Source organism: Nonomuraea sp. NPDC004580 (genome assembly GCF_040609855.1).
GTDB lineage: Bacteria > Actinomycetota > Actinomycetes > Streptosporangiales > Streptosporangiaceae > Nonomuraea > Nonomuraea salmonea.
Window position 1 is genome coordinate 16,650 of the sequence record NZ_JBEXLH010000021.1, and the last position, 21,857, is coordinate 38,506.

Below are 21,857 nucleotides of genomic sequence, written 5' to 3' on the forward strand. Positions count from 1 at the left end.
GGGGCCTTTGGGCGCCCGCCGCCGGCCCGTCCGGTCAGCCCTGAGGCGGCATGCGCCGCTCCTGCTCCTCCTGGGTCGGGGGCGGCTGCTGCCCGGCCTGCTGACCCGGCTGTCCTGGCTGCTGTCCTGTCGGCTGGCCGGTCGGCTGTCCTGTCGGCTGGCCGGTCGGCTGGCCGGTCTGGTCCTGCCCGCCGCCGTAACGGCGCTGGACGGTGTCTGCGCCTCTGCTGATGTGCTCGTCGTACTTGTGGCCGGTGCGCTCCTTGGCGTACCGCTCGGCGCGGTCGATGATCTGGTCGGCCTGCTTGGAGTGTCCCCTGGCCAGGTTCTCTGCCTTCTTCAGCCACTCTCCGATGCGGCTCATGACCTTTTCCCCGTTTCTTCCGGTTACGCTCGCCCCCTACCCCGCCAACCTGGGATGATGTCTTTGCCGGAATCCGGCAGCTAATTCGTCCCCAGACTGCCGGACCTCCCCCATGACGCGGAGCCCCCCGCGGCGCGACGATGCGGGCATGACAGCAGTGGTGCAGGCCGAGGGGCTGACCAAGTATTACGGCGCCCGCCGCGGCCTGGAGGACCTCACGCTCGACATCCAGCCGGGGGAGATCTTCGGCTATCTCGGGCCCAACGGCGCGGGAAAGACCACGACCCTCCGGCTCCTGCTCGACGTCATCAGGCCCACCCGGGGCGCCGTGAGCGTGCTCGGCGGCCACCCGCGCGAGCCCGCCGTCCGCGCCAGAATGGGCTACCTGCCCGGTGACCTGGTGCTGGAGGGCCGCGACCGGGCCGCCGACTACCTGCGCTTCCTCGCCGGAGTCCGCGGCGGCGTGCCCGCCTCCCGCATCGAGGCCCTGGCCGAGCGCTTCGACGCCGACCTGTCGGTGCCCATGCGCAAGCTCTCCAAGGGCAACAAGCAGAAGATCGGGCTCATCCAGGCGTTCATGCACGAACCCGAGCTCGTCCTCCTCGACGAGCCGACCGTGGGGCTCGACCCGCTCGTGCAGCAGGAGTTCCTGGCGCTGGTCCGTGAAGTGCGGGCATCGGGGCGTACCGTGTTCATGTCCTCCCACGTGCTGGCCGAGGTCGAGAGCGTCTCCGACCGGGTCGGCATCGTGCGCGGCGGGCGGCTGGTGGCCGTCGAGAACGTCGCCGTGCTACGCGAGAAGGCGGTGCGCCGCGTCGAGCTGCACTTCGCCGCGCCCGTCCCGCGTGACGCCTTCGAGGGCCTGCCCGGCGTACGCGACCTGCGGGTGGAGGGCGCCGCCGTGCGGTGCACGATCGACGGGCGTCCCGACGCCCTGGTCAAGGCCGCCGCCCGGTTCACCGTCGTGCACCTCGTCAGCGCCGAACCCGACCTCGAAGAGATCTTCCTGACCTACTACAGCGACGAGGAGGCGGTCCGATGATCGCCAGAAGCCTGCGCGAGCACCGCCGCCCGCTCCTGTGGTGGACGCTCGGCATCAGCGCCTTCATCGCCCTGTACGTCGCCGTCTACGGCGCCGTCCGCGCGAGCCCGGACACGTACGGGCCGGCCATGCTGAACAAGTTCCCCGGCCCGCTCCGCGACCTCATGGGCGGTATGCCGGACATCACCTCTGGCGCCGGTTACCTCCAGACCGTCGTCTACCAGCTCTTCGTCCCCATGCTGTTCATCGCCTGCGCGACGCTGCTCGCCAACCGGGCGCTGGCCGGGCCCGAGGAGGCCGGCACGCTCGAACTCGTCGTCACCCTGCCGGTGGACCGGCGGCGGCTGGTGCTCGACAGGTTCCTCGCGCTGGTCGTCGCGCTCGTGGTGGTGGCCCTGGTGACGCTGCTGGTCGCGGTCGCGATGAGTGCGCTCGTACGGACCGGGGTGCCCTTCGACCGCATCCTGGCCGCGCAGGCCGGCGTCCTGCTGCTCGCCCTGTTCTTCGGCGCCTTGGCCCTGGCCGTCGGAGCCGTCGCCGGGCGCCGGGCCGCCGCCTCGTCCGCCGTCGGCGTGTGGGCCGTCCTCGGCTACGCGGTCGTCACCGTGGGCCGCTCATGGGACGCCGTCGCCTGGCTGCGGTGGCTCTCGCCGTTCCACTACTACGCCGACGGCCGGCCGCTCTATGAGGGGCTGCCCGTCACCGACTACCTTGTCCTCGCGGGGGCGACGGCCGTGCTCGCACTCACCGCGGTGCTCGCCTTCGACAGGCGCGACGTAGGAGTCTGATGCCGCCCACGGACCCACCCCCGGCCGCGCCCACCGACCTGGTCGACGGGCTGCTCGACGGGCTGCTCGACGGGCACCGGCGGCGGTTGGCCGAGCACGCGGCCACCGGACGGGCCTTCGACCGGCGCGCCCTCGACGCCTACCGCGCCGCCGGCAGCCAGGCCGCCCAGGCGGGCCTACCGCTGCGGCTCCTCGTCGACCGCGCGCTCGCCGCGGGAGAGGGCGTGCCCGGCGTGCTGCCCGCGCTGCGCAGGGCCGTCTCCGCGCTCATGGAGGGGTACGAGCAGGCCCAGCTCACCGCCATCCGCGAGGAGGAGAGCGCGCGCAGGGAGTTCGTGGACGACCTGCTCCAGGGCCGGGCCGAGCGGCTCGCGGAACGGGCCGAGCACTTCGGGCTGCGGCTGGCCGAGTCGTACGTGGTCGCCGTGGCGCGCGGGCTGCGCGACGGCGACCAGGACCGCATCGAACGCGACCTCGTCGCCCGCTTCGGCTCCCACAACGTGCTGGTGTCCGTACGCGACGGTCTGCTCGTGTGCGTCGCCCCCGCCACGCTGGGGGCCGCCGTCGGCGAGTTCGTCCACCACGTACGCAACCGCTTCCCGCCCGGCTGGCGCGTCGGCGTCGGCCGCCCCAAACGCGGCCCCGGCGGAGTCGTGACCTCCTACCGCGAGGCCGCCCAGGCCCTCGAACTGGCCGACGGGCTCGGCCTCACCACCGACGTCGTCAAGGCCGCCGACCTGCTGGTCTTCCCCGTCCTGCTGCGCGACAGAGGCGCCATAGAAGACCTGGTGACCAGCGTGCTCAACCCGCTGCTCGACGCCAGGGGCGGACCCGAGCCGCTCCTGGAGACCCTGGAGGCCGTCTTCGCCTCCCACGGCAACCAGACGGCCGCCGCGCGGCGGTTACGGGTGAGCCCGCGGGCGGTGACGTACCGGCTGGAACGCATCCGCCGCCTGACCGGCTTCTCCCCGGACGACCCGACACAACGCTTCACCCTGGAGACAGCCGTCCTCGGCGCCCGCCTGCTGAACTGGCCGGCCGCTTTCTAGCCACACCGCCCGCGCATCGATCGTGGTCAGCCGCTTGGGCATGCTCATTCATCGGCGATCAGCGCTTGTGCGTCGCATCCGGCCGGCTGACACACGCGCGCCTCGGCGGCTCATTCGCTGACGGCCAGGCGTACTCCGAACCCCACGATCACCACTCCGGTCATCCGATCGAGGACCCGCCGCACCCGAGCCGACCGCAGGACCCCACTCATCAACGACGCGAACCCGATCAACCCGGCACTCCACACGAGCCCCTCGACCACGTGCACCCCGGCCAGCACCAGCCCCATGACCGCGTGCGGCGCCCCGTCCGGGATGAACTGGGGCAGCATCGCCACGTAAAAGGCCCCCACCTTGGGATTGAGCAGGTTCGTCAGCAGCCCCCGCCGCAACCCCTTCCAGAACCGCACCTCCTGCCCCTCCACCACCTCATGCCCGGCGTGCCGCTTCAGCAGCATGCGCAACCCCATCCACACCAGGTACGCCGCCCCCGCCCACCGCAGCACGTCATAGGCCACCTGCGAGGCCGCCAGCAACGCCGACAGCCCCGCGGCGGTGAGCACCCCCCACACCAGCGTGCCGAGCTGGATGCCCAGCGTCACCCCCAAGGCCGGACGCCGCCCGGCCAGCAGGGACGTCCGCAGAATCAACGCCGTGTCGAGCCCGGGCGTCACCGTGAGCAGCGCGACCACGGCGGCGAACGACCAGATGGAGGTGGCGATGTCCATGAAGGTCAGGGTATGAGGAGCAGCTTCCCTGTGGTCCGCCGCCCCGCCAGGTCCTCATGAGCCTGCCGGGCGTCGGCCAGCGGGTAGCGGTGGGAGACGTTGATCCGCACCTGGCCCGCGCCGATCCAGCCGAACAGGTCGGAGGCGCGCTGCAGCAGCTCGGCCCGCTCCGCCACGTAGTGCACGAGGGTGGGCCTGGTCAGGAAGAGCGAGCCCTGCTTGTTGAGCACCTGCGGGTCGAGCGGCGGCACCGGGCCGCTGGCGGCGCCGTACAGGGCCATGAGCCCGCGCGGACGCAGCGCCTCAAGCCCGCCGTCGAACGTGGCCTTGCCGACGCCGTCGTACACCACGTCGATCGTGCCCCGCAGAGCCTGCGCGAAGTCGTCGTAGCGCAGCACCTCGTCCGCGCCCGCCTCCCGCGCCAGCTTCTCCTTCTCGTCGGTGGAGACCGTCGTGTACACCTTGGCGCCCTTGAGCTTGGCCAGCTGGATGAGCAGCTGCCCCATGCCGCCGGCCCCCGCGTGCACGAGCACCCGGTCACCCTCTTCGACCTCGTACGTGGAGTGCGTCAGATAGTGGGCCGTCATGCCCTGGAGCATCGCCGCCGCCGCCAGCTCGGCCGACACGCTGTCCGGCACCGGCACCAGCCGGTCGGCCGGCACCACGGCCTTCTCGGCGTAACTCCCCAGCACACTCGCCCACGCCACGGTGTCACCCACCGCGACGCCCTCTACTCCCGGGCCGACCGCGGACACCGTCCCGGCCCCTTCAGACCCGATGGAGGCGGGCAGATCGAGCGGATAAGCACCCGACCGGTGGTAGATGTCGATGAAGTTCACCCCGCTGGCGGCCACATCCACGACCACCTCACCGTCCCCGGGCACCGGATCGGGACGCTCGACATACTCAAGAACCTCTGGCCCGCCTTGAGCGGACACGATGATCGCACGCATGCCCCTAGTCAACTCCGCCCCACCCATCGCCCGCCACCCACCCCCAGCCCCCCACTCCTCCAGCCGGTCTGTCGCCCCCGCGGCCCCGACACTCCGATGGGGGTGTTCGGGGTCGCGCGGGGGTTGTGGCATGGCTGGTGCCCGTTACGGTGACTTCCGCTTGAGGGCCGTCACATGTGGCGGGCCAGGGCGCCGGCCTCCAGCGCCACCCAGATCGCTCCGTCCGGGCCCACGGTCAGACCGTGAGGCTCCGCCTTTCGCTCGGGCTTCGGTGCGTCGTCCCCGGGTTCGGCGTTCGGCCCCTGGGAGTTGTCCCCCTGCTCCGTGTTCGGTGCCTCGGTCCCGTGCCCGGCCGCCGGCTGCGGGACCGCTGGGAGAGGGTGTTCTTCGATCTCGCCGTCCACGGTGATGCGGCCCAGGCGGCCGGTGCCCCACTCCGTGAACCACAGGGCGTTGTCGGGGCCGGTGATGATGGCGTGGGGGCGGGCGGCGCGGTCGGGGAGGGGGTATTCGGTGATCTTGCCCTGGACGTCGATCCGGCCTATCTGGCCTGCGCCGATCTCGACGAACCACAGGGCGTCGTCGGGGCCGCGGGTGATGCCGACCGGGGCCGCGTTCTCCGTGGGGAGTTCGTGAACGGTCACCTCGCCCGACAGCGAGATGCGGCCGATGGCGTTGCCCTGGTTGATGGTGAACCAGAGCGCGTCGTCCGGGCCCGCCACGATGAACGACGGCATGCCGCCCTTCACCGGAACGTCGTAGGAGGTCATCGTGCCGTCGGTGGCGATGCGGCCGATCCTGTCGGTCGACATCTGGGTGAGCCACATCGCGCCGTCGGGGCCGGCGGCCAGCCCGTACGGCGAGTCGACCGTGTAGGCGGTGCGCCGCCCGTCGGCGGTGATGCGGCTGACCCGGCCGCCCTTCCACTCGCTGAACCACACGGCGTTGTCGTGGCCGCGCACGATCATCGTGGGCAGCCCGTCGGCCGGGTCGAGCTGGTGGATCTCGGGCTTCTCGCCCGGCACCAGCCGCCCGACACGCCCCTCGTGAACGAGCGTGAACCACAGGGCGCCGTCGGACGCGGTGGCCAGGCCGTAAGGCGAGCCGGAGTCGATGATGGTCAACATGGCAGTCCCCCCGATGGTCGTGGTCAAAAGTCGCGCTCCTGCGAGCTCCATCCAGGTCGCGGTCCATGGATGCGACCGCGTGCTGGCTCGATCTCGGTAGCGGTCATAGGATGCGTCCTCCCGCGAGCTCGATCTCCCTGCCGCGGAAGCGCCGGTTGAGTGCCCGGTCATGGGAGACCATGACGAGGGTGCCGCGGTAGCCGTCGAGTGCGCGTTCGAGCTCTTCTGCCAGCACCGGCGACAGGTGGTTGGTGGGTTCGTCGAGAAGCAGCAGGTCGTGTTCGCGGGCCAGCAGCTTGGCCAGCGCGAGCCGCCGCTGCTGGCCGACCGACAGGTCGCCCACCCGCTGGTCGAGGGTGTGCGGCCGGAACAGGCCGGTCGCCAGCAGCGCCGCCCTGCGGTCGTCGGGATGACCCTCGCCGTACGCCTCCAGCACCGGCAGCGACGGGTCGAAGCTCACCTCCTGCGGCAGGTGACCGACCCGACACCGGGCCCGTTCGGCCAGGACGTTCAGCAACGTGGACTTGCCCGCGCCGTTGCCGCCCCTGACCAGGACCCGGTCACCGGCCCTGATGGTGAGCGTGTCCACCCGCAGCCGATCACCCACCCGAACGTCCCGCACCTCCACCAGCACGGCACCCGTGGCAGGAGCACCCGCCTCCAACGGCGCTGCGCCCGCGGCCGGCGCCGCCCTCTCTCCATCGGCCCGCTGCGGGCCGGTGGCTGGGGAGAGGGCTCCGTTGCCGGACCGCTGCGCCGGTGCGGCTGGTTCCGTGCGGGTGACGTCGTCGGTGGGTGGGGGGAGGGGGTCGGAGGTGAAGGTGGCGTGGAAGTGCAGGGGCGCGGGCGGGCGGGGGACCGGGTCGGCTTCCAGGCGGCGCAGACGCTCGTGGGCGTTGCGGACCCTGCTGGCGACCGAGCTCTGCACGCGCCCCGCGTTGCGGTCGTAGGCCATCTTGTTGTTGTCGCGCATCACGCGGCCCGCCGCGACCCGGTGGGCGGTGGTGGCGGCGTGTTCGCGGACCTGGCGGACCTCGGCGCACCAGGCCGCGTACGCCTGCTCCCACCGCGCCCTGGCCGCCGCCTTGGCCGCCAGGAAACCGGTGTAGCCGCCGCCGAACCGGCTCACCGAGCCCTGCTCGACCTCGATGATCGCGGTGGCCACCCGGTCGAGGAAGACGCGGTCGTGGGAGACGGCGGCCACCGCGCCCTTGTGCTCGCGCAGCCGGTCTTCGAGCCAGGTCAGGGCCGGCTCGTCGAGGTGGTTGGTCGGCTCGTCGAGCAGCAGCACGCGGGGGGCGGCGGCCAGCACGCAGGCCAGGCCGAGCCGCGCCTGCTCGCCGCCGGACAGGCTGCCGAGCGTGCGGTCGTGGCCCACGTGCGCCAGCCCGAGGCCGTGGAAGGCCCGCTCGACGCGCGCGTCGGCCTCGTAGCCGCCGCGCAGCTCGTAGGCGGTGCACAGCTCGCCGTATTCGTCCATGACCTGCTGCGTCGCCTCCTCCGACAGCGCCGACTCCAGCTCGCGCATCCTGCGCTCCATGGCACGCAGGTCGGCCAGCGCGGCGTCGACGGCATCGCGGACCGTGCCGCCGGACGGCAGGCCGAGCGTCTCGGCGAGCGTCTGGCCGACGTAGCCGAGGTCGGCGCTCGCCCGCACCTCGCCCCGCACCTCGCCCTCGTCGGGCCGCTCGGCTCCGGCCAGCAGGCGCAGCAAGGTGGACTTGCCCGAGCCGTTCTCGCCGACGATGCCGACGCGCTCGCCGATGCGTACGGACATGGACACGTCGCTGAGGACGGCGCGTCCGTCGTAGGACTTGAAAACCCCGCGAAGACTGATCAGGATGGAACTCCAATCGCAACTGATGTTGCTTTAGGATGGCACAAGATCAGAGCTAACGCAACTGGAGTAGTTTTTGGAGCGCAAAGAGCCCGTCAGACGTCCGGGTGGGCGCAGCGCCCGCGTGCGCGACGCCGTACGCCAGGCGACCCTCGCCGAGCTGGCCGAACATGGCTACGCGGGCCTGACCGTGGAGCGGGTCGCAGAGCGGTCAGGCGTGCACAAGACGACCGTTTACCGGCGGTGGGGCGGCGTCGAGGGGCTGATCTCCGACGCGCTCGAACTCGCCGCCGACGAGCCGTGGCCCATCCCCGACACAGGGTCGATCGAGGGTGATCTGCGGGGGATCGTCCAGCTCGTACGGGTCGGCTTCCAGGACTCCGAGCTGGGCCCCGTGTCGTCCGCCTTCGTGGCCGCCGCCGTGCAGAACGAGGCCGCCGCCCGTTCGCTGCACGAGTTCTTCGTCTCGCGCCACGAGCAGTCGGCCTCTGTCGTCCGCCGGGCGGTCCAGCGCGGCGAGCTGCCCGAGGTCGTCGATCCCCGGGAGGTGATCAGGGTGGCGGTCGCGCCCGTCTACTACCGGCTGTTCATCGCCCACGAGCCGGTCACAGAACGCGACGCCGACCGCGCCGCCGACGCCGCCCTCGCCGCCGCCCGCGCCGGCGTCCTCTAAGCCGGCGTCCTTCGAGCGGAGCGCCGTGCGGGCGTCCTTTGCGTGGCGGTTACGGCTCCAGGCGGCCGCGTAGCTCGAAGTCGTCCCAGGTCGTGCGCACCACCGACCTGTCGTCCTTCGGTGTGCGCGCGAACAGCCCGAGCGAGCCGTTGCCGATCCCGTTGGGGTCCTCCGCCTCCTGGACGAGCTCGTCGTTCACCCACATCGACAGCCGCACGGTCGTGCCGCTCTGCTCGCACGCCACCGTGATCCGCGCCTTGCCGGGCAGCGCGTCCACCTTCACGGGCTGGGCGATCATGCCGCCCGAGCCGTCGACGATGCGGCGGATGCGGGCGTTGCCCTTGGTGTCGAGGGTGAACTCGTAGTAGTTGTCGCCGTCTTCTGAGTTGTGGCAGTAGAGGCCGTACTCGCCGGTGCCGACGCTCTTGGTGACGTCGGCGGTGACGGCCATGACCACCGACTGGGGCAGCATCGGCGTCGGGCTCGCCGTCGGGCCGGGCGTCGCGGTCGGCGTGTAGAACAGGTAGGGCACGGGCGCCCTGGCCCACCGCTCCTCGTAGTCGGGCTCGGCGTCCATCCCGTACGTGCCGTCGGTCCGGTAGCCGACGCTGCCCGCGGACTGCGGGTCGTACGAGCCGGTCCAGCCGCCCGTCGTCTGCGTGAAGTCCTCCTGGTAGAGCAGCCCCAGGTCCTTGGGCGGCCCGCTCGGGACGAACAGCGCCCAGGCGCCCACCCCGGCCGCCAGGACGACCGCCGCGGCCGCGGCCACCGCCGCGTACAGCCTGCCCCGCCGCGCCCGCGCGCCGCCCGGCGCCGAGGCGAGCGTGTAGGGGGCGGTGGACTGCTGCCAGGCCACCTGTACGGTGTGCGCCGCCTGCTCGGGCGCCGCGGAACGGCCCACCAGGTGGTCGAGGAGCTGCTGCGCGGTCGGGCGCCGGGACGGGTCCTTGTTCAGGGCCGCGGCGACCAGCTCGCGCAGGCCGGGGTCGATGGCATCGAGGTTGGGCTCGGTGTTGAGCACCTGGTAGACCATGGCCGGCAGCGTGTCGCCGCCGAACGGGGCGCGTCCGCTCGCCGCGAACGCCACCAGGCAGCCCCACGAGAACACGTCGCAGGCGGGGGAGATCGGGTCGCCGCGCAGCACCTCGGGCGCCATGTAGCGGGGCGTGCCGATGACCTCGCCGGTGCTGGTGACGCCGCCGATCGTGTCGAGCGCCCGCGCGATGCCGAAGTCGATCACGCGCGGCCCCACGGAGGACAGCAGCACGTTGGACGGCTTGAGGTCGCGGTGCACGACCCCGGCCGCGTGGATCGCGGTGAGCGCGGTGGCCACGCTGACGGCCAGCGCGTCGAGGCTGGAGCCGCGCAGCGGGCCGGACTGGCGTACGGCCTCGTCGAGGTTGGGGCCGGGGACGTATTCGGTGACGACGTAGAGCTGGTTGCCTTCGAGTGCGGCGTCGAGAACGGCGGCCGTACAGAATCGTCGCACCCGCTGCGCCGCGTCCGCCTCCCTGCGGAACCGCATGCGGAACTGCTCGTGCTGGCTGAGCTCCGGGTTGATCACCTTGACGGCGACCCGTTGCCCAGCGGGATCCTCGGCGAGGTGGACCGTGCCCATCCCACCCCGCCCCAGCACGCTTAGCAGCCTGTAGCGCCCGATGTGGGAGGTTTCACCGCTCACGCCGCGCAAGCTTACCGACACCTGCGGCATCGCCGCAGATCTCGGCCCCGACACGCGTACATGAGATGCCTTTTCAGCGCATGACGGCCTTCACGGGGTGACGCAGGCGCGCCTTCGGCATCCGCGACTCGATCGGTGCGAACCCGCTCGCCCGGCAGGCGGGCGACTTGCGTTTCGGGTCGGGAGAACATATGTTCGAGTCATAAGCGCCCGTCTTCCCCCGGGTGGCTCAGCACAGGCACCACCAGAGCCGCGGGGAGACGCGTCTTGAGCAGACTCTATGGCGATCCGATAGAGGTGTGGACCCGAGACGGGGAGCCCACCCAGTTCGTCTGGCGTGACCGGCTCTATCTCGTCCGCCGCGTGCTCGACCACTGGGTGGTCGCGCGCGAATGGTGGAAGACCGGCGAGGGCGACCCGGGTGAGCGCCGGTTCTGGCGGGTCGAGGCCGGCCCGGGCCGCGAGGTGGGCTCCTACGAGCTGCGTTACGACACCGCCGGCAACGGCTGGCTGCTGCTGAGGGCGTGGGACTGATGGCGCCCCCGTTCCCGCATCTCAACGTGAGCTCCGCCTACTCGATGCGCTACGGCACGGCGTTCCCGCGCGCGCTGGTGAGCAGGGCCGCCGACTACGGCATGGACATCCTGGCGCTGACCGACCGCGACGGCCTCTACGGCGCGATCAAGCACGTGCAGGCATGCGCCGAGGCCGGCATCGCGCCCGTCGTCGGGGTCAACCTGGCCCTCGACGCGCCGGCCGGGGCGTTCACCCTGGTGCCCGGCATCCGCACGCCGCGCCCGCGCACCGGCCCCGCAGCGGAGGACCGCGTCACGGTGCTGGCCCGCGGCAAGGGCTGGTCGCGGCTGGCCCGCCTGGTCACCGCCGCCCACTACGCGGGCGAGCGAGGCGCGCCGAAGGTGACCCGCGAGCTGATCGCCGAGTGGGCCGGCAGCCCTGGCACGCCCGGATTCGGCGCGGAAGACGGCCTCGTGGTGCTGCTCGGCCCCCGCTCCGACGTGGGCCGCGCGGTCGCGGAACGGCGCGACGAGCACGCGAGGACGCTGCTCGGCCTGTGGCGCGCCGCCCTGCCCGGCGTGGTGGTCGAGCTGGTCGACCAGTACGGCTTCCGCGACGCCACGACGGCCGTGCGCATGCTCGGCCTGGCCGAGTCGATGGACGTGCCGGCCGTGCTGACCAACGCCGTACGCTACCTCGACCCCGCCGACCACCAGGTGGGCGACGTGCTCGACGCGGCCCGCCAGCTCGTCCCGCTGCACCCGCGCCACCTCGACCGCACCACCTCCCACGCCTACCTCAAGGGCACCAAGGAGATGCTGCAGGTGGCGGCCAAGGTGTGCGCGGGCGACCAGGAGCGGATGGTCCACCTGCTGCGCACCACCAGGCGGCTGGCGGAGGCGTGCGCGATGGACCCGCTCGACCTGCTGGCGCTGCGCAACGACCCGCCCGCGCTGCACCTGCCCGAGATCGGCCGCGACCCGGTGCCGCTGCTGCGCAACCGGGTCGAGGACGGCCTGTACAGGCGCGGGCTCGACCGTTCGGCCGAGGCCAGGCGGCGGCTGGACGACGAGCTGGCCATCATCGAGCGCAAGCGCCTGTCGGGCTACTTCATCGCGGTGGCCGGCATCACCGACATGATCCGCGGCATGGGCATCCGCTGCGCCATCCGCGGCTCGGGCGCGGGCAGCCTGGTCAACTACCTCATCGGCATCGGCGAGGTGAACCCGCTCGACCACGGCCTGCTCATGGAGCGCTTCCTGTCGGAGGGCCGCATCGGGTTGCCCGACATCGACGTCGACGTCGAGTCGGCCCGCCGCCTCGACTGCTACCAGGCCATCTTCGAGCGTTACGGCGAGTCCAGGGTGGCCTGCGTGTCCATGATGGAGACCTACCGCGCCCGCAGCGCCATCCGCGACGTCGCCGGCGCCATGGGCCTGCCGCCCCACGAGATCGACGCCATCGCCAAGGCGTTCCCGCACATCAGGGCCAAGCAGATCACCGCGTCCCTGCACGACCTGCCCGAGCTGCGCGAGAGCCGGCTCGGTGACGCGGGGCTCGACCGGGTGTTCCGGCTGGCGGAGAAGCTCGACGGGCTGCCCAGGCACATCGCGCTGCACCCGTGCGGCGTGCTGATCGGCAACGCGGGGCTGCGCGACCGCACGCCGGTGGAGCGCAGCCTGCTGGAGTTCCCGATGTCGCAGTTCGACAAGGAGGACGTGGAGGAGGCGGGGCTGCTCAAGCTCGACGTGCTGGGCGTGCGGATGCAGTCGGCCCTGGCGTACGCGCTGAGCGAGATCAAGCGGGTGGATGGCATCGAGGTGAAGCTGGACGCCCAGCACGGCGACGAGCAGCCCGGCGTCCAGTACGTCCCCCACGACGACCAGGAGACGTACGACATGATCTGCGCCTCCCGCACCCTGGGCTGCTTCCAGATCGAGTCGCCCGGCCAGCGCGAGCTGGTCGCCAAGCTGGAGCCGCGCAGGATGCACGACCTGATCGTGGACATCTCGCTGTTCCGGCCGGGCCCGGTCAACTCCGACATGGTCACCCCCTACCTCGAGGCCAGGGGCGGCTGGCGGCAGCCGTACTACCCGCACGAGCGGCTGCGCGAGGCGCTGAAGGAGACCCACGGGGTGGTGGTGTTCCACGAGCAGGTGCTGAAGATCATCTCGGTGATGACCGGGCGCGACCTGTCCTACGCCGAGAAGCTGCGCCGCACGCTCGACACGCCGGAGGGCCGCGCGCGGGTGCGCCGTGCGTTCGTGCCGCTGGCCAGGGCCAACGGGTTCGGCGACGCGGCCGTGGAGCGGGCCTGGCAGGTGCTCGACGCGTTCGGCTCGTTCGGGTTCTGCAAGGCGCACGCGGCGGCGTTCGCGCTGCCCACCTACCAGTCGGCCTGGCTCAAGCGGCACCACACGGCGGCGTTCTTCGCCGGGGTGCTCACCCACGAGCCCGGCATGTACCCGCCGCGCGTCATCATCGACGAGGCCAGGCAGTGCGGGGTGCGGATCCTGCCGCTCGACGTCAACAAGTCGGGCAAGGACTGGCAGGTCGAGCGGCTCGGGCCGCGGGTGCGGGTGCGGGTGCGGCCGTCAGAGCTCGAGGGCGGCTCGCGGGCGCGCAGGGAGTTCAGGATCGGCGACATCGGCAAGGGGTACGCGCTGCGCGTGCCGTTCTCGGCCATCAAGGGCGTGAGCGAGGCGGAGGTCGAGCGGATGGTGGCGGGGCAGCCGTACACGTCGCTGGCCGACTTCTGGGACCGCGCCAGGCCGTCGCGGCCCACGATCGAGCGCATCGTCCAGGTCGGCGGCCTCGACGCGCTGCACGACCTGCACCCGGGCGGCCCGCGCTGGCGGCCGGGCGAGCTGACCCGCCGCGACCTGATCGCCCAGGTGGGCGTGCTCGACCGGGCCTCGGCCCACGGCGTGCAGGCGGGCCCGCGCAAGTCCCGGCGCTACAGCTCCCACATGGCTCAGCGAAGGGACGTGTCGCCTCCCCAGAACGCGGCTCCTCCGGCGGTGCAGCTTCCGCTCGGGTTCGGCGAGAGGCTGCCGCCGGGGGAGCTGCCCGAGATGACCGAGACCGAGATGGTCGAGGCCGAGCTGGACATCCTCGGCATCGACGTCAGCCGGCACGTCATCAGCTTCCACCAGGAGCTGCTCGACGCGCTCGGAGTGGTACGTTCCAGCGACCTGCTCCGCCAGCGCAACGGGGCGGAGATCCTGGTGGCCGGGGTCAAGGTGGCCACCCAGACGCCGGCCATCCGCTCGGGCCAGCGGATCATCTTCACCACGCTCGACGACTCGACGGGGCCGATCGACCTGACGTTCTTCGAGTCGGTGCAGGGCCGGTGCGCCTCGATCGTGTTCGGCTCGTGGCTGATGCTGGCCAGGGGAGTGGTCAGGCGCACGGGGGCGCGGGCGGTGACCATGCGGGCGGTCGACTGCTGGAACCTGGCCGACCTCGACGCGCTCTGGCGCTCGCAGGGCATCGAGGCGGTGCGCGCCCTCATCGACCGGGCTCCCGAGGAGGCGGCGGGCGTCGGCGGCCGGCCGATCGAGTACGCCAACGGCTTCCGTCTGTCGCCCTACTCCGACCTCGCCCCCGCCGTCACCACGAACCCGCCGCGGCGGCTGTGGCACGCCAGCCCCGGCAGCTCGGGCCCGACGGCGGCGTGACCGCTCAGGACCGCTCAGCCGGTCTGCGGCTGCGTCTGAGGCGGCGCCTGAACAGGCGGCTGCACCGGAGTCTGTACGGGCGCCTGCGGCTGCAGGGTGCCCGGCTCCAGGGTCCACGTCGTCCGCGCGGCCCGCTGCAGCCCGGCCAGCTCGCGCACCGTGGCGGCGCACAGCACCGCCGCCACCGCCGCGCAGGCCAGCTCGGGCACGCCCACGCCGGTCAGATCGACGTCCGACGAGCCGAGCGGCAGCCGGATCGTCACCATCGCCAGCGTGGCCAGCCAGCTCAGCCACCACGCGGCCAGCAGGACCAGCCACCTGCCCCGGCGGCCGGCCGGCGGGCGGGCGGCCCGCCACACCTGGTCGACCAGCACCACGGGCGCGACCAGGTTGACCAGCGGGATCAGCCAGGCCGCCGCCACCGGGCCGGTCGCGGCCGAGCGGTCGTTGGCCCGCCTGGCACGTACCAACCAGGTCACGTACGCGGCGGCGGCGGCGATCGTGGTGCCCGCCACCAGCATCATCAGCACCGCGAACAGGGTCACCGCCCCCACCACCGCCTCGGCCTCGGCCCCCTGGGGCCGGCCGCCGAACGCGGCGAGCTGCACGGCGAGGTCGCGGCCGCGGGTCAGCTCGAAGATCACGAGGGCGGCGAGGGAGAGGACCTGGGCGGTCAACGTCACGTAGACGGCGGCGGCTCTGGCGGGTGATGCCTGGGTGTAGCGCACGTTGTTCTCCCCCCGGGCCATGCGCTGAGGTTCTGATTCACTTGTATCCCGGGAGCCCCGCTGTTAATCAGCTCACCACGCCGGATTCCCACGCCCATGCCGCGATTCCGACCCTGTTGCGCACGCCGAGCTTGGCCTGGATGCTCCCGAGGTGCGTCTTCACCGTCGACAGCGACACGAACAGCTCGGCGGCCACCTCCTTGTTCGTCCGTCCCCTGGCCACCAGACGCACGACGTCCAGTTCGCGGTCGGTCAGCGGGTCGGCGGCCGGCAGCGGGGCGGGCGTGCGGGGCTGCGACAGGTGCTGCAGCAGCCGTACGGTCACCGAGGGCGACACCAGCGCGTCGCCCACCGAGGCGGCCCTGACGGCCTCGACGAGCAGCGTGGGGCCGCTGTCCTTGAGCAGGAAGCCGGTGGCGCCGGAGCGCAGGGCGCCGTAGACGTACTCGTCCAGGTCGAACGTGGTGACGATGACGACCCGCAGCGGGTTCTCCACGCCGGGCCCGGCCAGCGCCCTGGTCACCTCCAGCCCGTCCAGCTTGGGCATCCTGATGTCGAGCAGGCAGACGTCCGGGCGCAGCCGCCTGGCCTCGGCCACCGCCTCCGCCCCGTCGGCGACGGCGGCCACGACCTCCATGTCCGGTTGCGCGTCCAGGATCATTTGGAAGCCGGTTCTTACCAGTTGCTGATCGTCGGCGATGAGTACCCGAATAGTCACCCGACAACTCTATGGAGCGGCCGGCAGGAGGATCGGCCGTTCGGCCGATGACGGACCGACCGCACGGCCGATCCGCCGGTCCCTTCCTTCCCGGAAGGCTGGCCGCCATGAACGACGTACTTGTTGGACGAGCCCTGACCAAGCGGTTCGGGCAGACGACGGCGCTGGGTGGCGTGGACATCACCGTACCGGCCGGCGAAGCGGTGGCGATCATGGGACCGAGCGGGTCCGGCAAGTCGACCCTGCTGCACTGCCTGGCCGGCATCATGAAGCCGGACGACGGCGAGGTGCACCTGCTCGGCCGGCGCATCGACACGCTCGGCGAGCGCAGGCGCAGCGCGCTGCGGCGCACCCGCTTCGGCTTCGTCTTCCAGTTCGGCCAGCTGCTGCCCGAGCTGCCCGCCGACGAGAACGTGGCGCTGCCGCTCATGCTGGGCGGGGTGCCGCGGACGCAGGCCGTACGCCAGGCCCGCGAGTGGTTCTGGCCGCTCGGGCTGAACGGCATGGAGACCAGGCGGCCGGGCGAGCTGTCGGGCGGCCAGGCGCAGCGGGTGGCCATCGCCAGGGCCCTGGTGACCAAGCCGGCGGTGGTCTTCGCCGACGAGCCCACGGGGGCGCTCGACCAGCAGACCGGCCAGGAGACCATGCGGCTGCTGGTGGAGGCGACCAAGCACAACGGCGCCTGCCTGATCGTCGTCACCCACGACCCCAACGTGGCCTCCTGGTGCGACCGCACGGTCGAGGTCCGCGACGGCCGCCTGCCGGCGAGCGGGGCGATGGCGTGAACCTCGACCTCACCTGGCGGCTCATCAAGGGCGGCGGGCGCAAGGGGATGCTCGGCACCTGGCTGACGTTCGGGGCGGTGGCCGTGGCGACGGCGCTGCTGCTGTTCGCGGTGGCCGCCAACTTCGCCTTCCAGGCCAGGGCCGAGCGCGGCGCCTGGCGCAACCCGGTGCCCGCCACCACGGGCGCGGTCGCCGTCGAGGCGCAGCGCTTCGACTTCGTCCGCGACCAGAAGATCACCGTCATCGACCTGGCCGCGCTCAAGGGGGCGGACCCCGGACCGCCGCCCGGCCTGCCGCGCTTCCCCGCGCCCGGCGAGGTGTGGCTGTCGCCCGCGCTCGCCGAGCTGGCCGGCGAGCTGCCCGCGGCCGAGCTGGCCGCGCGCTATCCGAAGCGCGCGGGCGTCCTCGGCGACGAGGCCCTGGTGTACCCGGGCGAGCTGGTCGCGGTCTTCGGCCAGGCACCGGACGCGCCCGCGATGACCGCTCCCCGCCTCGACGACTGGGTCATGTCCAGGCCGCCGGTCAAGGTCGCGAGCCTGGCCGGGGAGCCGAGCGAGGACGCGGTCGCCTACCAGTGGCTCTCCGCCATCGCCGGGGTGCTCATGGTGGTGCCGCTGCTGGTGTTCGGCGGGGCGGCGGCGCGGCTCACGGTCGCGAGACGTGACCGGCGGCTGGCCGCGCTGCGGCTGGTCGGCGCCACACCCGGCCAGGTCGTCGCGATGACCGTGACAGAAGCGGTGCTCGTCGCGCTGGCCGGCGCGCTCGCCGGAGCCGTCGTCTACGCGCTGTCCGTGCCGCTGCTGACGCGCATCGAGATGCAGGGCGGCCCGTGGTTCGCCGGCGACCTGCTGCCTGGCCCGCTGCTCCTCACCGGGGCGCTGGTCGCGGTGCCGCTGCTGGTCGGCCTGTCGGCGGTGGCCGGGCTGCGGCGGGTCGTGGTGAGCCCGCTCGGCGTGGCCAAGCGGGAGACGCCGCCCGCCATGCGGATCTTCCGGGTGCTCGCCCTGCTCGCCGCCCTCGCCGTCTTCCCTCTGCTGAGCAGGGAGACCAGCGTCACCATCATCGCGATCGCGCTCGCCCTGGCGTTCCTCTGCCTCAACCTGGCGGGCCCCTGGGTGGTCGGCGTCATCGGCCGTATCGCGGCCAAGAGCGCGCGCGGCCCGGCCGCGCTGCTGGCCGCCCGGCGGCTCGTGGACGACCCGCGCTCGGCCTGGCGCACGGTGAGCGGCGTGGCGCTGACCGGGTTCGTGGCGGGTTTCCTCGGCCTGCTCAGCCCGGGGGCGTTCGAGGAGGTCACAGGGCCGCCCCAGCTCAGCGTGAGCGTCACCGAGGGCAAGCCCGCCGAGGTGGCCGGGCAGGCCCGCGACCGGCTCAAGGAGGCCGGCGTGACCGCCACCGTCGAGTCGCGGGACAAGGCCGTGGTCGCCGCGCTGGGCGGCTCGGCCGACGCCGCGACGCTGGACAGGGCGCGTACGGCGCTGGCCGACCTCGTGCCCGGGCACACGCCCACCACCCAGGAGGAGGGCCGGCGCTTCGGCTCGGAGATCCTCGCCGACATCAGGGTCGGCACGATCGTGGTGCTGTCGGTGTCGTTCCTGGTGGCCATCACCAGCTCGGGGATCACCGCCATGTCGTCGGTGCTGGACCGGCGGCAGACGTACGGGCTGCTGCGCCTGGCCGGCACGCCGCTGGAGGTGCTCGACAAGGCGCGCAGGTCCGAGACGCTCATCCCGCTGACCGTGATGGGCGGCGGCGCGATCCTGACCGGCGTGTTCTGCGGGCTGCCGTTCATGCTCGGCGAGCCCAACGTGACCGGCGCGCTGACCCTCGCGGTCTGCGTCGTCGCGGGCTTCGCCGGGGTGATCGGGGCGGGCGCGCTGAGCCGGCCGCTGCTGCGCTCGGTCACCACCGACCCCGCGCCGCGCCCCGACTAGCCGTTAGCCGAGCACGAGGTCGCGGACGAGCTTCAGCGAGGGCTCGTCCCGCACCCCCATCACCAGCAGGCTGGTGACCGGGCTGCGGTGCCACAGCTCCAGGCGTTCCTTGATCCGGCCGGGCGGGCCGACGAGCGAGATGCCGTCGGCCAGTTCGTCCGGGATCGCACGGAACGCCTCGTCCCTGCGTCCTGCCAGGTAGAGCGACTGGATGTGCTCGGCGGCCTCGGCGTAGCCCATGCGGCCGATGATGTCGGCGTGGAAGTTGCGCTGCTTGGCGCCCATGCCGCCGATGTAGAGGGTCAGCATGGTCTTGACGCCGTCGAGCGCGGCCCGCACGTCGTCGGAGATCACCACCAGCACCATGGCGGCCACGTCGAAGTCGGCGGGGGCGCCCGCGAGCGCGTCGCCGTACATCTGCTCGATCTTCTCGGGGAACGCGAACAGCGGCAGCCAGCCCTGGGCCACCTCGGCGGCCAAGGCCACGTTCCTGGGCCCTTCCGCGCCGAGATAGACGGGGACGTCCTCGCGCAGCGGGTGCGTGATGAGCTTGAGCGGCTTGCCGAGGCCGCCGGGCAGCGGCAGCGGGTAGTGCGGGCCCTCGCTGGTCACCGGCTCCTCGCGGCGCCACACCTTGCGCATGATCTCGACGTACTCGCGGGTCCTCGCCAGCGGCTTGGCGAACGGCTGACCGTACCAGCCCTCCACGACCTGCGGACCCGACGCGCCCACGCCCAGCAGCAGCCGGCCGCCGGTGAGGTGGTCGAGGGTCATCGCGGTCATCGCCGTCGTGACCGGCGGCCTGGCCGAGATCTGCGCGATCGAGGTGCCGAGCTTGATGCGGCTGGTACGCGCGCCGTACCAGGCGAGGGGGGTGAACACGTCGCTGCCGTACGCCTCGGCGGTCCACACCGAGTCGTAGCCGAGCCGTTCGGCCGCCAGCACCGATTCGGTCGCGTCGTCGGCGCCGCGCTGCCAGTAGCCGAGGTTCAGGCCGAGCTTCATTTCAAGGACCACCTCCGGAATTAAGTTCTATTACTGCCGTGGCGGCCTCAACGTGTCAATGGCGGATCCTCCGGGGTAGTCACATTCTGTGCTCAAGGCCCTGTCGCGACTCGTCTGCCTGCTGCTCCTGCTGCCGGCGGCCGAGCCCACCGTGGCCCAGAGCCAGTCGCGGCCCAACATCGTCGTCATCATGGCCGACGACCTCGAGACCGGCACGCTCCACCACTTCCCGAACATCACCGAGCAGCTCGTGGCCCAGGGCGCCTCGTTCGACCGCCACTTCGTGACCAACTCCTGGTGCTGCCCGTCCCGATCGTCGATCCTGCGCTCCCAGCACGTCCACAGCCACGGCGTGCTGACCAACACCGCTCCCGAGGGCGGCTTCCACCGCTTCCACGAGCTGGGCCTGGAACGCTCCACCCTCGGCACCTGGATGCAGCAGGCCGGCTACCGCACGGCGCTGATGGGCAAGTTCCTCAACCACTATCCGGGGAACTCGGCGCCCGAGACGTACGTGCCGCCCGGCTGGAACGACTGGCGGGTTCCCGTACGCGCCCTCTACGAGGAGTACGGCTACCGGCTCAACGAGAACGGCGCGCTGCGCGACTACGGCTGGGCTGAGCAGGACTACCTGTCCGACGTGCTCGCCGGTCATGCCCGCTCCTTCATCACGGCCTCCGACCAGCCGTTCTTCCTCTACCTGAACCCGGTGGGCCCGCACAACCCGGCCAACCCGGCCTTCCGGCACGCCGAGGCATTCCCGATGGAGGTCGCGCCGCGCACGCCGTCGTACGACCAGGACGACATCAGCGCCGAGCCGCTGTGGATGCAGATGCAGCCGCCGCTGTCGCCGCGCGCGGAGGCCGCCATCGACGAGCGGCACCGCGCCAGGCTGCGCTCGATGCTCGGCGTGGACGACCTGGTCGGCTCGGTGCTGCGGGCGCTGCAGGAGTCGGGCAAGCTCGACGACACCTATGTCTTCTTCACCTCCGACAACGGCTTCCACCTCGGCACTCACCGGCTCAAGCACGGCAAGACCACGCCGTTCGACGAGGCGATCAGGGTGCCGCTCGTCGTCAGAGGGCCGGGCGTCGCGCCCGGCTCGACGGTCGCGCACATGAGCGCCACGATCGACCTCGCGCCGACCGTCGCCGAGCTGGGCGGCGCCACCGTGCCGGACTTCGCCGAGGGGCGCTCGCTGGCGCCGCTGCTGCGCGGGCAGCCGCCGCCGGAGTGGCGCAGACAGGTGCTCGTGGAGTTCGTCCGCCCGGCCAACCGCATGTCGGCGGCCCAGACGCCGGTGCCCGCCTACCAGGCGCTGCGCACCGAGCAGTACACGTACGTGCGGTACGAGACGGGGGAGCGGCAGCTCTACGACCTCGAGGCCGACCCCTACCAGCTCGACAACCTCGCCATGTCCGCCGACCTGTCGCTGCTGGCCCGGCTGGACGAGCGGCTGTCGGCGATGGCCGCGTGCTCGGGGGCGACCTGCCGGCAGGCCGACCGGGTGGAGTGAGCCGGTCAGCGGAAGAGCGTGGGGTAGGCGTGCGCCAGATGCTCGGAGACCGCCCTGGCCGCCTCCTCCGGGTCGCCGCCGTCGATGGCCTCGAGGATGCGTACGTGGTCGGCGCGCAGCACCGAGGTGTCGCCCAGCCGGCGTACCGCCTCCACCGAGTACTTGCGCATCGAGTCGCGCAGCGACCGCATGATGGCGGCGACCAGCCTGTTGCCCGAGGCGTCCGCGATCGCGCAGTGGAAGGCCGTGTCGTGCTCGACGAACTCCTCCGGCGACCCGGCCGCGTCCATCCCGGCCACCGCCGCCGCCAGCTCCGTGGTGGCGGCACCCCCTGTGGCGGCGCGGGTGGCGGCGCGGGTGGCGGCGCGGGCGGCGGCCCATTGCTCGATCATGTGCCGGGTGTCGATGACCTCGCGCATCTCCAGGCCGGTCAGGCCGAGGTGGAGGCGCAGCAGGTCGCTCAGCGCCGAGTCGGGGCGCGAGGTGAGCACCGCGCCCGCGTCGGGTCCCCGTCCCGCCTGGGACGAGACCACGCCGAGGGTCTCCAGCACGCGCATCGCCTCCCGTACGGAGGAGCGGCTGACGCCGAGTTGCTCGGCGAGGTGCCGCTCGGCGGGCAGCCGGTCGCCCACGGTGAGGCCGTCCTCGGCGATGCGCCGCTCGATCTGAGCGAGTACGTCCTCGAACGTCCGCGTCCGCTTGACGGGACGCCAGCCGGTTCCGTCCAACAGCC

Annotated in this window: 19 protein-coding genes; 9 read left to right on the plus strand and 10 right to left on the minus strand. The window is 72.4% G+C overall.

The features are described 5' to 3' along the window. Nucleotides 1-34: 34 nt before the first annotated feature. Complete coding sequence (locus ABZW11_RS22225) at nucleotides 35-364, minus strand: antitoxin (protein WP_355419946.1); 330 nt, start codon at nucleotides 362-364, stop codon at nucleotides 35-37. Nucleotides 365-512: 148 nt separating this feature from the next. On the opposite strand from ABZW11_RS22225, the gene ABZW11_RS22230 reads away from it, so the two are divergent. Genes ABZW11_RS22230 through ABZW11_RS22240 form a run of 3 tightly spaced genes read left to right on the plus strand, consistent with a single transcriptional unit; the run spans nucleotide 513 to nucleotide 3,243 of the window. After that, nucleotides 513-1,406 carry an ABC transporter ATP-binding protein gene (locus ABZW11_RS22230; protein ID WP_355419949.1) on the plus strand — a complete coding sequence of 298 codons (894 nt, stop codon included), beginning with the start codon at nucleotides 513-515 and terminating at the stop codon, nucleotides 1,404-1,406. After that, nucleotides 1,403-2,194 (plus strand): ABC transporter permease subunit, encoded by a 792-nt coding sequence (locus ABZW11_RS22235; protein ID WP_355419952.1) that lies wholly within the window; start codon nucleotides 1,403-1,405, stop codon nucleotides 2,192-2,194. The genes ABZW11_RS22230 and ABZW11_RS22235 overlap by 4 nt, the downstream gene beginning before the upstream one ends. Next, nucleotides 2,194-3,243: a helix-turn-helix domain-containing protein gene (locus tag ABZW11_RS22240; RefSeq protein ID WP_355419955.1), complete on the plus strand. Its 1,050-nt coding sequence runs from the start codon at nucleotides 2,194-2,196 to the stop codon at nucleotides 3,241-3,243. The genes ABZW11_RS22235 and ABZW11_RS22240 overlap by 1 nt, the downstream gene beginning before the upstream one ends. A gap of 110 nt (nucleotides 3,244-3,353) precedes the next feature. Here ABZW11_RS22240 and ABZW11_RS22245 read toward each other — a convergent pair whose 3' ends face one another. From ABZW11_RS22245 to ABZW11_RS22260, 4 genes are all read right to left on the minus strand, one after another. Further along, nucleotides 3,354-3,971: a LysE family translocator gene (locus ABZW11_RS22245; protein ID WP_355419958.1), complete on the minus strand. Its 618-nt coding sequence runs from the start codon at nucleotides 3,969-3,971 to the stop codon at nucleotides 3,354-3,356. A gap of 5 nt (nucleotides 3,972-3,976) precedes the next feature. Further along, nucleotides 3,977-4,924 (minus strand): quinone oxidoreductase, encoded by a 948-nt coding sequence (locus ABZW11_RS22250; RefSeq protein WP_355419961.1) that lies wholly within the window; start codon nucleotides 4,922-4,924, stop codon nucleotides 3,977-3,979. Nucleotides 4,925-5,094: 170 nt separating this feature from the next. Further along, nucleotides 5,095-6,051, minus strand: a complete 957-nt coding sequence (locus ABZW11_RS22255) for a virginiamycin B lyase (protein ID WP_355419963.1) — start codon at nucleotides 6,049-6,051, stop codon at nucleotides 5,095-5,097. Nucleotides 6,052-6,154: 103 nt separating this feature from the next. Then, complete coding sequence (locus tag ABZW11_RS22260; protein WP_355420248.1) at nucleotides 6,155-7,915, minus strand: ABC-F family ATP-binding cassette domain-containing protein; 1,761 nt, start codon at nucleotides 7,913-7,915, stop codon at nucleotides 6,155-6,157. A 49-nt stretch (nucleotides 7,916-7,964) separates the two neighbouring features. Between ABZW11_RS22260 and ABZW11_RS22265 the strand changes: the two genes are divergently transcribed. Further along, complete coding sequence (locus tag ABZW11_RS22265; RefSeq protein WP_355419966.1) at nucleotides 7,965-8,561, plus strand: TetR/AcrR family transcriptional regulator; 597 nt, start codon at nucleotides 7,965-7,967, stop codon at nucleotides 8,559-8,561. A gap of 49 nt (nucleotides 8,562-8,610) precedes the next feature. Here ABZW11_RS22265 and ABZW11_RS22270 read toward each other — a convergent pair whose 3' ends face one another. After that, nucleotides 8,611-10,242, minus strand: coding sequence for a serine/threonine-protein kinase (locus ABZW11_RS22270; RefSeq protein ID WP_355419969.1), 1,632 nt, complete (start codon nucleotides 10,240-10,242; stop codon nucleotides 8,611-8,613). 267 nt (nucleotides 10,243-10,509) lie between these two features. On the opposite strand from ABZW11_RS22270, the gene ABZW11_RS22275 reads away from it, so the two are divergent. Further along, nucleotides 10,510-10,776: a DUF6504 family protein gene (locus ABZW11_RS22275; RefSeq protein WP_355419972.1), complete on the plus strand. Its 267-nt coding sequence runs from the start codon at nucleotides 10,510-10,512 to the stop codon at nucleotides 10,774-10,776. Next, nucleotides 10,776-14,438, plus strand: coding sequence for a DNA polymerase III subunit alpha (gene dnaE / locus ABZW11_RS22280; protein ID WP_355419975.1), 3,663 nt, complete (start codon nucleotides 10,776-10,778; stop codon nucleotides 14,436-14,438). Before ABZW11_RS22275 ends, dnaE begins: the two co-directional genes overlap by 1 nt. 14 nt (nucleotides 14,439-14,452) lie before the next feature. Here the strand turns inward: dnaE and ABZW11_RS22285 are convergent, their stop codons facing one another. After that, the gene (locus ABZW11_RS22285; protein ID WP_355419978.1) at nucleotides 14,453-15,187 is read right to left on the minus strand and encodes a DUF4328 domain-containing protein; all 735 of its coding nucleotides are present in this window, start codon (nucleotides 15,185-15,187) and stop codon (nucleotides 14,453-14,455) included. Nucleotides 15,188-15,233: 46 nt separating this feature from the next. Beyond that, a complete protein-coding gene (locus ABZW11_RS22290; protein ID WP_345388176.1) occupies nucleotides 15,234-15,884 on the minus strand; it encodes a response regulator transcription factor in 651 nt (216 codons plus the stop codon). Between the two features lie 107 nt (nucleotides 15,885-15,991). Between ABZW11_RS22290 and ABZW11_RS22295 the strand changes: the two genes are divergently transcribed. Together ABZW11_RS22295 and ABZW11_RS22300 are read left to right on the plus strand one after the other, a co-directional pair. Continuing rightward, nucleotides 15,992-16,669 (plus strand): ABC transporter ATP-binding protein, encoded by a 678-nt coding sequence (locus ABZW11_RS22295; protein WP_355419982.1) that lies wholly within the window; start codon nucleotides 15,992-15,994, stop codon nucleotides 16,667-16,669. Then, nucleotides 16,666-18,603: an FtsX-like permease family protein gene (locus ABZW11_RS22300; RefSeq protein WP_355419985.1), complete on the plus strand. Its 1,938-nt coding sequence runs from the start codon at nucleotides 16,666-16,668 to the stop codon at nucleotides 18,601-18,603. The genes ABZW11_RS22295 and ABZW11_RS22300 overlap by 4 nt, the downstream gene beginning before the upstream one ends. A 3-nt stretch (nucleotides 18,604-18,606) precedes the next feature. Here the strand turns inward: ABZW11_RS22300 and ABZW11_RS22305 are convergent, their stop codons facing one another. Then, entirely contained in the window at nucleotides 18,607-19,608 is a 1,002-nt protein-coding gene (locus tag ABZW11_RS22305) for an LLM class F420-dependent oxidoreductase (protein WP_355419988.1), read from the minus strand. A gap of 88 nt (nucleotides 19,609-19,696) precedes the next feature. Here ABZW11_RS22305 and ABZW11_RS22310 point away from each other — a divergent pair, with 88 nt between their 5' ends. Further along, entirely contained in the window at nucleotides 19,697-21,124 is a 1,428-nt protein-coding gene (locus ABZW11_RS22310; protein WP_355419991.1) for a sulfatase, read from the plus strand. A gap of 5 nt (nucleotides 21,125-21,129) precedes the next feature. Here ABZW11_RS22310 and ABZW11_RS22315 read toward each other — a convergent pair whose 3' ends face one another. After that, the gene (locus ABZW11_RS22315) at nucleotides 21,130-21,852 is read right to left on the minus strand and encodes an FCD domain-containing protein (protein WP_355419993.1); all 723 of its coding nucleotides are present in this window, start codon (nucleotides 21,850-21,852) and stop codon (nucleotides 21,130-21,132) included. Nucleotides 21,853-21,857: the final 5 nt, after the last annotated feature.